Origin of the sequence: Devosia aquimaris, assembly GCF_020169335.1 — a bacterium.
GTDB lineage: Bacteria > Pseudomonadota > Alphaproteobacteria > Rhizobiales > Devosiaceae > Devosia > Devosia aquimaris.
The window spans coordinates 195,379-208,410 of sequence record NZ_JAIEZN010000002.1; the positions used below are offsets into that span (position 1 = coordinate 195,379).

Consider the following 13,032-nt stretch of genomic DNA (forward strand, 5'->3'; position numbering starts at 1 on the left):
CTGCAGGCCGCGTCCGGCTCCATCCTCTGATGGGGGCCCGCACCAACAGCGGCACCAAGGCGGCGGCAGCCCGGCCGTCTTCGCACCCCTAAGCGATCACCTCGGCGGTCTGCTGGACGCCGAAGTGTCCCCGGTCATGGGGGCGCGAAACTGCCCTGCCCGTCGCGGCACTCAGGTCATTGGGTGATTTCAGGTGGACGTCGGATGGTGGAGCTGAGCGGGATCGAACCGCTGACCTCGTCATTGCGAACGACGCGCTCTCCCAACTGAGCTACAGCCCCGTTCCGACGGCACTGATATGGACAAAATCGCGCGCGAGGGCAAGGGGGTCGAGGGGCCCGGCGGCAGGAGAAATTCAGACCAGCCCGAAAGCCTCCAGGCTCTTGCCCGTGGCAATGGCGGCATCGCCCACGGGGATCAGCGGACGTCCAAGGCGCTGCGGCCCCCGGCTGCCGTCGACGCGCTTGATCCGGCCCAGCTCGCCGAGGTTGTCGCGCACATCACGGTCCACCAGCGCCACCAGGCGCAAGAGCCAGTCCGGCAGTTCCCGGGTGGGAATGCGGCGATCGGGAAAATCCGGGCGCAACAGGGCGCCCAGTTCGCTCATGCTGACACTGCCGGCCGAGGCGATGCAGCGCTGGCCGCCAGCCGCCGGATTGGTCATGGCATCGATCTGCAGCGCCGCGACATCGCGCACATCCACCACCGAAAAGCTGATGCGCGGCACGGCCGGCAGCCGGCCATCGAGCAGGCGACGGACCAACATCGAGGACGTGCCCGGATCATCGTCCAGCAGCGGCCCCAGGATCGCGGCCGGATTGATGACGGCCAGGTCGTCATGCCGCCCGGCCGCGTCGACCAGGGCCCAGGCGGCCTGCTCGGCCAATGTCTTGGACGCCGGATAGGCCCCGGTGGCCGGCGACTGCAGATTGCTCCAGTCGGCCTCGGTCAGGGCGCGAGCATAATCGGCATGGCCATATTGGATGGCAGCGATCGAGGAGGTGAGCACGATGCGCTCGACCGCGCTGGCCAGGGCTGCGCTGACGGCACGGCGGGTTCCCTGCACCGCCGGGGCAATGAGCTCCTGCGGGTCGCGCGGCGTGCGCAGCACAAAGGGCGAGGCCGCATGCTGGACAAAGCGCACGCCGGCCATGGCCTCCGCCCAGCCGGCATCACGGGTGAGATCGAGCGCCACCAGCTCGAGGCGGCTTATGTCGGCACCGGCCCGCGCCAGCGCCTGGCGCACCGCCTCGCCCTTTGACAGTTGGCGCACGCTGCCCCGCACGCTATAGCCTGCGTTGAGCAGTTGCAGCGCCAGGTGACCGCCCAGAAAGCCGGAGACGCCGGTGACGAGAACACGATCAGACATGGACTTCTCCCTACAGGAATTGAACGATATATACTATGATCGTTCAATTCGTTCAAGATGCGAGGGGCAATGATGTTGACACCCGCTCAGAGTCGCGCCGCCGAAAAGCGTGACCGGATCCTGGAGGCCGCACGCGAGCAGTTCCTGATCCATGGCCTGCGCGCCACCAGCATGGAGGCCATCGCCCGCGCCGCCGGCGTCGCCAAGCCGACGCTCTACGCCTATTTCCCGGACAAGGATGCGATCTTTCTGGCCATTGTCACCCAGGTGCTGGACGCCAAGGCCGCGGCCTTTGCCCAGGGTCTTGCCGGCAGCGAGCCGGTCGACATCCGGGTGGGCGCGGCCCTCGCGGCTGAATTCGCCGTCATCACCGGCGTCATCGGCAGCTCGCCCCATGCCGCCGAATTCTTCGACGCCCATCGCGCCAGCGCCGAACTGCTGGCCAAGGCCGACGCGGCGGCAACAGAGCAATTGGTGCGCGCGCTGGATGAGGCCGGCGTGGCCGATGCGGCACGCCTGGCGCGGGTGCTGCTCGATGCTTGCTTTGGCCTGGCCCAGAAGAATGCGGGCCGCGACACACTGGGCAGCGACATCCGCCTGTTGGCGCAGCGGTTGATCGCGCCCGAACTGGCCGCCAGGCAACGCTAGATCGCTTCACTCTTCAGAGGATTTTCGGCTCCTTTGCCTCCCTCCCCCTTGAGGGGAGGGAAAGAGGGAGGGGGTCCCTCCGTCGCTCTTGCAACCACCCCCACCCCGACCCTCCCCTCAAGGGGGAGGGGGCGACAGAGCCAGGCAATCTGCGCGCCAGACGATCTAGGCCGGTTGGCCGCCGATGGATTGCACCGCCCTGGCCCCGGCCGCGATACCAGCCTCCAGCGCCGCGGCCTGATCGCGACCCGAAAGCCAGGCGGCAACAAAGCCGGCGGCAAAGGCGTCGCCCGCGCCCGTGCTGTCGCAGACCGGCACGACAGGGGCCGGCAGGCTCATGGTGGGGCCATCGGCATTTCCCAGCACGGCCCCGGCAGCCCCGCGCTTGATCACCACCCGCGCGAAATGCGCCCCCAGCGCCCTGGTCTGGGCGGCAATGTCGTCAGACCCGGTCAGCACCTTTGCCTCTTCGGCATTGGCAAAGATCCAGTCCGATCCGCTCACCCAGCCCAGGAAGGTCTCTGGCCCGACATCGACCAGGAAACCCACCGAGGCCGGATCGATGGCAATGGCAATGCCGCGCGACCTGGCCGCGGCAAACAGGCCCTGCACCGCTGCGCGCGGGCCGGGGGCAAACAGGCTATAGCCCGACACCAGCACCAGCCCGACGCCATCGAGCAGATCGGCCGGAAGGTCCGCCGCGCAGAGATTGAGATTGGCGCCGCGATCGGTGAGGAAGCTGCGCTCGCCATCGGGGTCGACAATGGTCACCAGCACGCCCGAAGGCAGGTCCGGGTCACCCGCCAGCACCGGCACCACATCGCGCCCGCGGAAATAGTTCTCATAGGGGCTGCGGTCATCGGCGCCCACCCGGGCCGCAAACAGCACATCGGCCCCCATGGCACCCAGCCAGACCGCCTGGTTGGCGCCCGATCCGCCGGGCCGGCTGCGCACCGTGGCGCGCCGGTCACTGCCTTTGATGATCGGGCCCTCGGGGACGACGATGACATCGGTCATCACATCCCCCACCACCAGGACGCGAGCACTCATGCGCGGACAATGGCAGGCTTGTTGGCCTTGCGCGCCGCCAGCGCCACGGCGATATCGGCGCCGACCCGGGCGTTGTTTTTCACCAGCGCGATATTGGACTCCAGCGACTTGCCGCCGGTCAGCTCGAAGATGCGCTTGAGCAGGAAAGGCGTCAGCGCCTTGCGGGTCACCCCGGCGCGCTCGGCATCGGCAATGGCCTCGGCGATGCGCGCCTCGATGCTGGCGGCGTCAAGCGCATCGGCCTCCGGGATCGGATTGGCGACCAGAACGCCGCCCATGCCCAACTCGGCCTGGATGGCAATCAGCCGGGCAATGTCGGCGACATCGTCGAAACGGTGATCAACGGGAAAGCCGCTCTGGCGCGTCCAGAAGGCGGGGAATTCGTCGGTGCCATAGCCCAGCACCGGCACGCCATTGGTTTCGAGCACTTCGAGCGTCTTGGCGATGTCGAGGATCGACTTGGCGCCGGCGCAGACCACGGCGACCGGCGTGCGGCCCAGTTCCTCGAGGTCGGCGGAAATATCAAAGGTCTCTTCGGCGCCGCGATGCACGCCACCGATGCCGCCGGTGGCGAAGACGGAGATGCCGGCCAGAGCGGCAATCTGCATGGTGGTGGCGACGGTCGTGCCGGCCATGGCGCCCTTGACCAGCAAGGCCGCAATGTCGCGCCGGCTGGCCTTGGCGGCTGTTGCCCCTTCCAGCGCCAGCCGCTCGAGGTCTTCGCCCGACACGCCGACGCAGAAGCGCCCGTCCATGATGGCGATGGTGGCGGGCACGGCGCCGCGGGCGCGGATCTCACCCTCGACTTCGCGGGCCATCGCCAGGTTCTGCGGATAGGGCATGCCATGAGTGATGATGGTGGATTCGAGCGCCACCACCGCCTGGCCGGACGCCAGCGCCTGTTTGACTTCCGCACTGATCGACAAATAGGCCTTGGCAGACATGGTTCCTGAGCTTTCCATCATGGTGGGCAGGCGCCCCCGGGGGCGCGGTTTGCGCGGGTTTTGCGCCTTGTTGCCGCAGGGCGTCAAGCCCCGCAGATTCATGGCCTCTCGTCCCTTGTCCATGGGGGGATTTCGCTCTAGGGTTTGCCCAGCATCCAACGGAGAAAGGGCACTTCGCTGACCGCACACAGGGTTGATCGCGCCACGAGCGCCGATCGATACGCGCCCCGCATGGGGCTCAGGCCAGCCAAGACCCCAAGCGCCCCCGGGCGCCCCTTTCCTGTACGCCGCATGTCGGACCGGCGGATGCCGTGCCCACAAAGATGAGCCCAGCCCCGTGCCGTTGCCCGGCACAGGATCACCCCGTGTCGCCCACAGGCGTCATGCATTGACTGACCAAGACCATAGTAAACTGGAGACCCGCACCCGATGAACAAGTCGCTCGCCCTTGCCCTTGGCACCATCATGATCGCCAGCCCGGTGCTGGCCCAGGAAGAGCCGGTCCTGAACGTCTATAACTGGTCCGACTATATTGCCGAAGACACCATTGCCAATTTCGAGGCCCAGACGGGCATCAAGGTCAATTACGACGTCTATGACAACAACGAGATCGTCGATGCCAAGCTGCTCGCCGGCAGCTCGGGCTATGACATCGTCGTGCCCTCGGGCAATTTCCTCGAACGCCAGATCAAGGCCGGCCTCATCCTGCCGCTCGACAAGTCCAAGCTGACCAATCTGGGCAATCTGGACCCCGCCGTGATGGCCACTGCCGCCGCGCAGGACCCCGACAACGGCCATGGCGTGCCCTATATGATCAACACCATCGGCTATGGCTACAATGTCGCCAAGGTCAAGGAAATCCTGGGCGATTCCGCCCCGACCGACAGCTGGGACCTGATCTTCAAGCCCGAGTTTGCCGAAAAGCTCGCCAGCTGCGGCATCAGCCTGCTCGACAGCCCGTCCGAAGTGATGGGCATTGCGCTGAACTATCTCGGCCTCGATCCCAACTCGGAAAAGGAAGAGGACCTGGCCAAGGCCGAGGAACTGCTGACCTCGATCAAGCCCTATATCCGCTACTTCCACTCCAGCCAGTACATCGATGACCTGGGCAATGGCGAAACCTGCGTCGCCCTGGGCTATTCGGGCGACATCTTCATCGCTGCCGACGCCGCCGCCTCGGCTGACCGCGGTGTCGAAGTGCAGTATGTCATCCCCAAGGAAGGCGCTGCGACGCTGTTTGACTTCCTGGCCATTCCCGTGGATGCCCCGCACCCGGACAATGCCCACAAGTTCATCAACTATATCCTGGAGCCCCAGGTTGTGGCGGCGATCACCAACTATGTGTTCTACGCCAACCCCAACCTGGCTGCGACCGAGTTCGTCGCCGATGAAGTCAAGACCAACCCCGGCATCTATCCGCCGGCCGAGACCATCGCCAAGGCTTTTGTGATGAAGGCCCACAACCCTGACTTCGAAGAGGTCTTGACCCGGACCTGGACCCGCATCAAGACCGGTCAGTAAAGTTCGATCCGGGGGCGGCCGGTGGCCGCCCCCCATTTTCTATGGGGCCGACATGGTCAAGAAGCCGCAACTCGCAATCGACACCCGTCCCTGGCGCGATCCCGCGGCCAAGCCTTTTGTCCGCATCAAGAACGTCACCAAGAAATTCGGCGACATCTTCGCCGTCTCCGATGTCTCGCTCGACATCTACAAGAGCGAGCTGTTCTGCCTGCTCGGCGGCTCGGGCTCGGGCAAGTCGACCCTCTTGCGCATGCTGGCCGGCTTTGAGGAGCCCACCAGCGGCACCATCGAGATCGACGGCCAGGACATGACCCATGTGGCGCCGTACAATCGCCCCGTGAACATGATGTTCCAGTCCTATGCGCTGTTCCCGCATATGAATGTGGAACAGAATATCGCCTATGGCCTCAAGCGGGATGGCCTGCCGCGCGCCGAGATTGCCGAGCGCGTGCGCGAGCTGCTCGCCCTGGTCAAGCTGAGCGACTATGGCAGCCGCAAGCCGCACCAGCTCTCGGGCGGCCAGCGCCAGCGCGTGGCCCTGGCCCGCGCGCTCGCCAAGCGTCCCAAGCTGCTGCTGCTCGACGAACCGCTCGGCGCGCTCGACAAGAAGCTGCGCGAGGAAACCCAGTTCGAACTGGTCAAGATCCAGGAAACCCTGGGCGTCACCTTCATCGTGGTGACCCACGACCAGGAAGAGGCGATGTCGCTCGCCACCCGCATCGGCGTGATGAACCAGGGCGAAATCGCCATGATCGGCGAGCCCACCGACATCTATGAATTCCCCAATTCCAAATTCGTCGCCGGCTTCATCGGCTCGGTCAACATGGTCGATGGCGTGGTGACCGAGGACGAACCGGCGCATGTGCGCATTCGCTCGGACGAACTGGGTTGCGACATCTATGTCGGCCATGGCGTGGACTGCGCCCCCGACCAGCACCTGAGCTGGGCCATCCGCCCCGAAAAGATCATGCTCAGCCGCGAAAAACCCGAGGGCATCCACGACGCCAATGTGACCCGCGGCATGGTCGAGGATATCGGCTATCTGGGCGACATGAGCGTCTACCAGGTGCTGCTGCCGAGCGGCAAACGCCTGCGCGTGACCCAGACCAATGTGACCCGCGGCAATCCCGATGCCATCACCTGGGACGAAGAGGTCTATCTCTCCTGGGGCGACAGCGCCGGTTCGGTGCTGACCGTATGAGCACCTTCGACGCACAATCCCCGCCGCCGCCGCGCCCACGCGCCTGGTCCGGCGTCGAGCGCGCCCTGGCCGCGGTCGGCCTCTCGGGCAAGGCGCTGGTCATTGCCGCGCCGGCGCTATGGCTCACCGTCTTTTTCCTCGTGCCCCTGGCGGTGGTGTTCGGCATTTCGCTCACCATCAAGCAGTTCGGCCGCCCGCCCTATTCGCCCCTGCTGACCAATGAGGACGGCACGGTGCAGCTGACGCTGCACCTGAACAATTATCTGCGCCTGTTCACCGACGGGCTCTATGTCGCGGCCTATCTCAGCTCGATCAAGATCGCGCTGATCTCCACCATCATCACCCTGCTGATCGGCTATCCGATGGCCTATGCCATCGCCCGCGCGCCCGACCAGTGGCGCAACATCCTGCTGATGCTGGTCATCCTGCCGTTCTGGACCTCGTTCCTGCTGCGGGTCTATGCCCTGAGCGGCTTCATGCGCGGCAATGGCGTCATCAACCAGTTCCTGGGCCTGTTCGGCATTCCGCCGGTGGTGATGATGCAGACCGATTTCGCCGTCTATGTCGGCATCGTCTACACCTACCTGCCCTTCATGATCCTGCCGCTCTATACCAATCTGGTAAAGCTCGACGGCGCGCTGCTCGAAGCTTCGGCCGACCTGGGCGCGCGGCCCGTGCGCACCTTCCTCTCGATCACCCTGCCACTGTCGCGCCCCGGCATCATCGCCGGTTGCATGCTGGTGTTCATCCCGGCGATCGGTGAATTCGTCATTCCCTCGCTGCTGGGTGGCCCGTCCACGCTGATGATCGGCCGCGTGCTCTGGGACGAGTTCTTCGCCAATACCAACTGGCCCCGCGCCGCAGCCGTGGCCATTGCCATGCTGATCGTGGTGGTGGTGCCCATCATGCTGCTGCAGCGGGCGCAGGACGCCGTGCAGGACAAGGAAAGGGGCAAGTAGGATGAAACGCGGCTGGTTCCTTCCCATCGCGGCAACGCTCGGCTTTGCCTTTCTCTATGCGCCGATCGTCTCGCTGGTGGTGTTCTCGTTCAACGAAAGTGACCTGGTCACGGTCTGGTCGGGCTTTTCGACCAAATGGTATGGCGCCGTGCTGGCCGATCCGCAGATCCTGGGCGCCGCCTGGCTGAGCGTGCAGATCGCCTTCTCGGCCGCCAGCATCGCGCTGGTGCTGGGGACGCTCTGCGCCGTGGCGCTGGTGCGCTTTCGCAAGTTCCGCGGCCGCACCTTGCTCGCCGGCACCGTCTCGGCGCCGCTGGTCATGCCCGACGTCATCACCGGCCTGTCGCTGCTGTTGCTGTTCGTGGCCATGGAAGCCACCATTGGCTGGCCATCGGGACGGGGCCTGCTCACCATCATCATCGCCCATTCCACCTTCTGCATGGCCTATGTGGTGGTGGTGGTGCAATCGCGCCTGGGCGACATGGACGTGAGCCTTGAGGAAGCGGCCATGGACCTGGGCGCCACCCCTGTGCGCGTGTTCTTCGACATCACCCTGCCCATCATCGCCCCGGCGCTGATCTCGGGCTGGCTCCTGGCCTTTACCCTCTCGCTGGACGATCTGGTCATTGCCAGCTTCGTCTCGGGGCCGGGTTCGTCCACCCTGCCCATGGTGATCTTCTCCAAGGTCAAGCTGGGCGTTTCGCCCGACGTCAATGCCCTGGCCACCATCATCATCGCCATTGTCGCCCTGGGCGTTCTGGCCGCCACCATCGTGCAGCTGCGCAACCACAATAACCGCGCCAAAGCCCACTAGAGACCGCGCAATCGGCCTCTGGACAGATGCGAAAAATCGGCGCACCATCCTCGTCATGTTCAACCAACGTGAAGGAGGTGATCCAATGTCTTATGAGATTACGGCGCTCGAAGAAGGTCTTGGGTTTTTGGTGTCTGTGCGGGAGATGCTCGACTGACACCCCTCCTTAGGCCTCGAGGCCGAAACTCAGGAAGGGCCGCCCATGGGGCGGCCCTTTTTGCTGGGACTTGACGACCGGCTCCAACCCATTGATACCGCTGCCCAGAATTACTGGAGTGTCTGCCATGTCCTCGGCCAATTTCGTCCTGACCCTGTCCTGCGCCGATCGTCCCGGCATTGTGGCGGCGGTCACCACCGAATTGGCCGCGCTCGAGGCCAATATCGCCGAATCCAACCAGTTCTGGGATCGCGAAACCGGGCGCTTCTTCATGCGCCTGGCCTTTGCTGCGCCGAGCGGCGTCGCCCGCGAGGCGATCGAGCGGGCGCTCAAGGCCCCCATCGAGCGCTTCTCGATGAAGACGAGCCTGGTCGACCAGGGCCGGCGCAAGCGCATCGTCATCCTGGTGTCCAAGTTCGACCACACCCTGCTGCACCTGCTCTACCAGATCCGCGTCGGCTGGCTCGACGCCGAGGTCGCGGCGGTGATCTCCAACCATGCAGATGCGCAAAAGATTGCCGAGGATGCCGGCATCCCCTTCCACCTGCTGCCCGTCAGCAAGGACACTAAGGCCGCCCAGGAGGCCCAGGTGCTCGAGATCATCCAGAAGTCCGGCGCCGATCTTGTCGTGCTGGCGCGCTATATGCAGGTGCTGTCCAACGAGCTCTCGACGCGCCTGTTCGGCCAGGTGATCAACATCCACCATTCCTTCCTGCCCAGCTTCAAGGGCGCAAAGCCCTATCACCAGGCCCATGAGCGCGGCGTCAAGATCATCGGCGCCACCGCCCACTATGTGACGCCCGACCTCGACGAAGGCCCGATCATCGAGCAGGAAACCGCCCGCGTCACCCACGCCATGAGCGCCGAAGACCTGGTAGCCGCCGGCCGCGACATCGAAAGCCGCGTGCTCGCCCGCGCCGTCAAGCTGCACCTGGAAGACCGGGTGATGCTCAATGGTCGCAAGACCGTGGTGTTTGGATAGATTGGTTCACCCTTAGGTGGATTTCCGGCTCCTTTACCTCCCTCCCCCTTTAGGGGCTTGGGCGCGGCCCAGAGGGACAAATCGCTCCTGCGGAGCGATTTGAGCAAGAAAGGCCATTCGGCTATGCCGAATGGCTGGAATGAGGGAGGGGGTCCGTCAGTGCGCCTCAGAACCACCCCCACCCCGACCCTCCCCTCAAGGGGGAGGGAGGACAAAAGCAAGCAATCGGTGTGTAGTGGGGAAAGACTAGACCGGCAGCTCTTCGAGGCGCAGGGAATCGGCCAGCGTGGTGGTGTCGAGCACCGCGCGGGTGGCCAGCGTCACCCGTTCGAACACATGCCGGATCTCGCAGCTGCCTTCGTCGCGGCAATCCTCGCATTTGCGATAGGCAATCTTGCTCAGGCACGGCAGCGGCGCGATGGGACCATCGATCAGCCGCAACACCTCGCCGAACATGATCTCCTCTGGCGCCCGCAGCAGCTCATAGCCGCCGGAGCGACCGCGCCGGCTGGCAACAAAGCCGGCCCGCTTGAGCTCGAGCAGGATCTGCTCGAGGAACTTCTTCGGAATCGCCTGGGCCTTGGAGATCTCGCCGATCATCATGGTTTCGCCGCGCGGTATGCGCGCCAGCGAGACCAGCGCCCGCAGGGCATATTTGGCTTTTTGCGAAATCATTGGTCCGGACTATTCCAATCGTCGGCTGACTTGGTGCCCGCCAAGGCTAACGCGACCTGGCGGCTCGACAAACGAAAAATCCCGGCCATAGTGAATTTCACAGTCCCTAGGGCTTGGGCTCCGGCTCGACGGGCGGCACCACCGGCCCACCTTCGCTGATCTCTTCGGCCACCTGCTCGGCCTCGGTCAGGGTGTCGTCGACCGGCGCGTCATGCACCACGACCACGTCGTCGCCATCGGACTTGACGGTCTCGACCCCATCGGCCTCCTCGACCGGCAGGGCAGGACCGCCTTCGCTGACGAGATCTTTTTCCTGCTCGTCCGCGCTGAGCACCGCCTCGGGCGCGGCATCGGCCACCACGACAACGGCGCTGCCGTCGGTCTTGACCGTTTCGACCAGCTCGGCATCGCCCGGCGGTGCGGCTGGGCCGCCCTCGCTGACCAGGTCCTGTTTCTGCTCGGCCACCGTCAGCGTCTCGTCAGGCGCGGCATCCTTGACCACGATGACCTCGGGGCCATCACTCTTGACTGTCTCGACCATGTCATCCTCCTCGGGCGGCACAACCGGGCCACCTTCGCTGATTTCCTGGTTCACCTGGCTGGCGGCATCCAGCTCGGCCTTCGGCGCGGCATCCGCGACCACCACGACGGCGTCGCCGTCGGTCTTGGCGGTCTCGATCACCGCGTCCTGTGGCGGCACGACAGGGCCGCCTTCACTGATCTCCTCGGCCACCTGTTCGGCGACGGTCAGCGTCTCGCTCGGTGCCGCATCGGTCACCACGACAGTGGCCGGGCCATCGCTCTTGACCGTTTCGACGACCGCGGCGCCGGCTGCAGCCTTGGACAGCAGGTTCTCCCCGCTGGGCAGGCGCGGCTCAACAGGCGGCGTCGCGGCAGCGTCAACTTCCACGCGCTCGCCGCGCAGCCAGGCCAGCATGCCCAGGCCGATCTCGCGCTCGCCCATGATCACCGTGTCAGCACCCAGATGGCGCAGATGCTCGGCCTCCTCGTCGGAATGGGCGCGGGCAATGATGCGCACCGACGGGTTGAGCTTGCGACCCACTTCGCACACCGTCCCTGCCTCAAAGCCATTGGGGATGGCGATCATCAGACAGGCAGCGGCCGGCAGATTGGCCAGCTTGAGCACTTCGACATCGGCGGCATTGCCAAACACCACCTCGATGCCCGTGGCGCGGGCCGAAGCGACGGAATGCTCGGTATCCTCGATGACCACCAGCGGCGCACCGGCGGCATGCAGCCCCTCGCCCACCACCCGGCCAACGCGGCCAAAGCCGACCAGCACCGTATGGCCGGTCTGGATGCTGGCTTCGGGCATGTCGTCGCTTTCGCCCTCGGTCTCGGTCACGGCCTGGCGCGGCTCCGCCACCACTGTCGCGGCATCCTCCGATGTCACTGGCGGGTCGACGCGCTCGACCTCGCCGCCGCCACGGGCGGCACGGCGCTGCGCCACGCGCGCCTCCAGATGGGGCTTGGCCAGGTCAATGGCCCAGAACACCACCGGATTGAGCACGATGGAGATCAGCGCGCCGGCCAGGATCAAATCCTGCCCCTCGCTGGGGAGAATGGCCAGCGACACACCCATGCTGGCCAGGATGAACGAGAACTCGCCGATCTGCGCCAGCGAGGCCGAAATGGTCAAAGCCGTGGCCAATGGACGCCGCGCCAGTAGCACGATGCCCAGTGCCGCAGCCGACTTGCCGATGACGATGATGAACACCGTCGCCAGCACCGGCAGCGGATTGGTGACGATGATCGAGGGGTCGAACAGCATGCCCACCGACACGAAGAACAGCACGGCAAAGGCGTCGCGCAGCGGCAGCGTTTCCTGCGCGGCACGATGGGACAACTCGCTCTCGGACAGGATCATGCCGGCAAAGAAGGCGCCCAGCGCCAGCGACACGCCGAACAGCACGGCCGAGCCCAGCGCCACGCCCAGGGCAATGGCCAGCACGGCCAGGCGGAACAGTTCGCGGCTGCCGGTATGGGCCGTGCCATGCAAGGCCCAGGGAATGACGCGGCGCCCCACCACCAGCATGAAGCCGACAAAGGCTGCGACCTTGACCAGGGTGAGCCCCAGCACGCCCCAGATGCCGACATTGCTGCCGATCATGCGCTCGACAAACGAGACAAAGGGATCATGCACGCCATTGTCGCCGCCATTCAGGCTCGCAATGGCCGGGATCAGCACCAGCGCCAGCACCATGGCCAGGTCTTCCACGATCAGCCAGCCCACCGCGATCCGGCCGCGCTCGGTCTCGATCAGACGTCGGTCCTGCAGCGCCTTAAGCAGCACCACGGTGGAGGCCACCGAAAGCGCCAGGCCGAACAAGAGCCCCGCGCCCAGGTCCCAGCCCAGGAGCGTCGCCAGGCCCAGGCCCAACAGCGTCGCCAGGGCGATCTGCGCCAGCGCACCGGGGATGGCCAGCGCCCGCACGCTCATCAGATCCTTGAGGGAGAAATGCAGGCCCACGCCGAACATCAGCAGGATCACGCCCAGCTCGGCCAGTTCGGCGCCCAGCGCCTGGTCGGCCACGAAACCGGGGGTGTAGGGACCAGCCAGGATGCCGGCAAACAGATAACCCACCAACGGCGGCATCTTCAGCCGATTGGCGATCATCCCGAAAATATAGGCCAGCACCAGACCTGCCACGATCGTTGTGATCAGGGGAGTGTCGTGGTGCATGTTGCCTC

Annotated in this window: 10 protein-coding genes, 1 tRNA gene and 1 pseudogene; 6 read left to right on the top strand and 6 right to left on the bottom strand. The window is 65.4% G+C overall.

The window, feature by feature from the left end; genetic code table 11:
• Positions 1-205: 205 nt before the first annotated feature.
• A tRNA-Ala gene (locus K1177_RS13780) sits at positions 206-281 on the bottom strand.
• Positions 282-355: 74 nt separating this feature from the next.
• Positions 356-1,369 (bottom strand): SDR family oxidoreductase, encoded by a 1,014-nt coding sequence (locus K1177_RS13785; RefSeq protein WP_224703948.1) that lies wholly within the window; start codon positions 1,367-1,369, stop codon positions 356-358.
• Positions 1,370-1,441: 72 nt separating this feature from the next.
• On the opposite strand from K1177_RS13785, the gene K1177_RS13790 reads away from it, so the two are divergent.
• Positions 1,442-2,017 (top strand): TetR/AcrR family transcriptional regulator, encoded by a 576-nt coding sequence (locus K1177_RS13790; RefSeq protein WP_224703949.1) that lies wholly within the window; start codon positions 1,442-1,444, stop codon positions 2,015-2,017.
• A gap of 165 nt (positions 2,018-2,182) precedes the next feature.
• Here K1177_RS13790 and K1177_RS13795 read toward each other — a convergent pair whose 3' ends face one another.
• Complete coding sequence (locus K1177_RS13795) at positions 2,183-3,067, bottom strand: carbohydrate kinase family protein (RefSeq protein WP_224703950.1); 885 nt, start codon at positions 3,065-3,067, stop codon at positions 2,183-2,185.
• Complete coding sequence (locus K1177_RS13800; protein ID WP_224703951.1) at positions 3,064-4,011, bottom strand: pseudouridine-5'-phosphate glycosidase; 948 nt, start codon at positions 4,009-4,011, stop codon at positions 3,064-3,066. Before K1177_RS13800 ends, K1177_RS13795 begins: the two co-directional genes overlap by 4 nt.
• A 429-nt stretch (positions 4,012-4,440) precedes the next feature.
• On the opposite strand from K1177_RS13800, the gene K1177_RS13805 reads away from it, so the two are divergent.
• From K1177_RS13805 to purU, 5 genes are all read left to right on the top strand, one after another.
• Positions 4,441-5,532, top strand: a complete 1,092-nt coding sequence (locus tag K1177_RS13805; protein ID WP_224703952.1) for a polyamine ABC transporter substrate-binding protein — start codon at positions 4,441-4,443, stop codon at positions 5,530-5,532.
• A 52-nt stretch (positions 5,533-5,584) separates the two neighbouring features.
• Positions 5,585-6,733: an ABC transporter ATP-binding protein gene (locus K1177_RS13810; protein WP_224703953.1), complete on the top strand. Its 1,149-nt coding sequence runs from the start codon at positions 5,585-5,587 to the stop codon at positions 6,731-6,733.
• Positions 6,730-7,692 (top strand): ABC transporter permease subunit, encoded by a 963-nt coding sequence (locus K1177_RS13815; RefSeq protein ID WP_224703954.1) that lies wholly within the window; start codon positions 6,730-6,732, stop codon positions 7,690-7,692. The genes K1177_RS13810 and K1177_RS13815 overlap by 4 nt, the downstream gene beginning before the upstream one ends.
• 1 nt (position 7,693) lies before the next feature.
• Positions 7,694-8,506: an ABC transporter permease subunit gene (locus K1177_RS13820; protein WP_224703955.1), complete on the top strand. Its 813-nt coding sequence runs from the start codon at positions 7,694-7,696 to the stop codon at positions 8,504-8,506.
• Positions 8,507-8,790: 284 nt separating this feature from the next.
• On the top strand, positions 8,791-9,645 hold the full coding sequence (gene purU, locus K1177_RS13825) for a formyltetrahydrofolate deformylase (RefSeq protein WP_224703956.1): 855 nt from the start codon (positions 8,791-8,793) through the stop codon (positions 9,643-9,645).
• A gap of 246 nt (positions 9,646-9,891) precedes the next feature.
• On the opposite strand, the gene K1177_RS13830 is transcribed toward purU, so the two are convergent.
• Complete coding sequence (locus K1177_RS13830) at positions 9,892-10,320, bottom strand: RrF2 family transcriptional regulator (RefSeq protein ID WP_224703957.1); 429 nt, start codon at positions 10,318-10,320, stop codon at positions 9,892-9,894.
• Positions 10,321-11,209: 889 nt separating this feature from the next.
• A pseudogene (locus K1177_RS13835) lies at positions 11,210-13,024 on the bottom strand (cation:proton antiporter domain-containing protein); the annotation flags it as partial.
• Between the last annotated feature and the right edge of the window lie 8 nt (positions 13,025-13,032).

Excerpts from the sequence above, each read along its gene's own strand:
- K1177_RS13790 (WP_224703949.1), top strand. The coding sequence starts at position 1,442 with ATGTTGACACCCGCTCAGAGTCGCGCCGCCGAAAAGCGTGACCGGATC.
- K1177_RS13815 (WP_224703954.1), top strand. The coding sequence starts at position 6,730 with ATGAGCACCTTCGACGCACAATCCCCGCCGCCGCCGCGCCCACGCGCC.
- K1177_RS13800 (WP_224703951.1), bottom strand. The coding sequence starts at position 4,011 with ATGTCTGCCAAGGCCTATTTGTCGATCAGTGCGGAAGTCAAACAGGCG.
- K1177_RS13795 (WP_224703950.1), bottom strand. The coding sequence starts at position 3,067 with ATGAGTGCTCGCGTCCTGGTGGTGGGGGATGTGATGACCGATGTCATC.
- purU (WP_224703956.1), top strand. The coding sequence starts at position 8,791 with ATGTCCTCGGCCAATTTCGTCCTGACCCTGTCCTGCGCCGATCGTCCC.
- K1177_RS13785 (WP_224703948.1), bottom strand. The coding sequence starts at position 1,369 with ATGTCTGATCGTGTTCTCGTCACCGGCGTCTCCGGCTTTCTGGGCGGT.
- K1177_RS13810 (WP_224703953.1), top strand. The coding sequence starts at position 5,585 with ATGGTCAAGAAGCCGCAACTCGCAATCGACACCCGTCCCTGGCGCGAT.
- K1177_RS13830 (WP_224703957.1), bottom strand. The coding sequence starts at position 10,320 with ATGATTTCGCAAAAAGCCAAATATGCCCTGCGGGCGCTGGTCTCGCTG.
- K1177_RS13820 (WP_224703955.1), top strand. The coding sequence starts at position 7,694 with ATGAAACGCGGCTGGTTCCTTCCCATCGCGGCAACGCTCGGCTTTGCC.
- K1177_RS13805 (WP_224703952.1), top strand. The coding sequence starts at position 4,441 with ATGAACAAGTCGCTCGCCCTTGCCCTTGGCACCATCATGATCGCCAGC.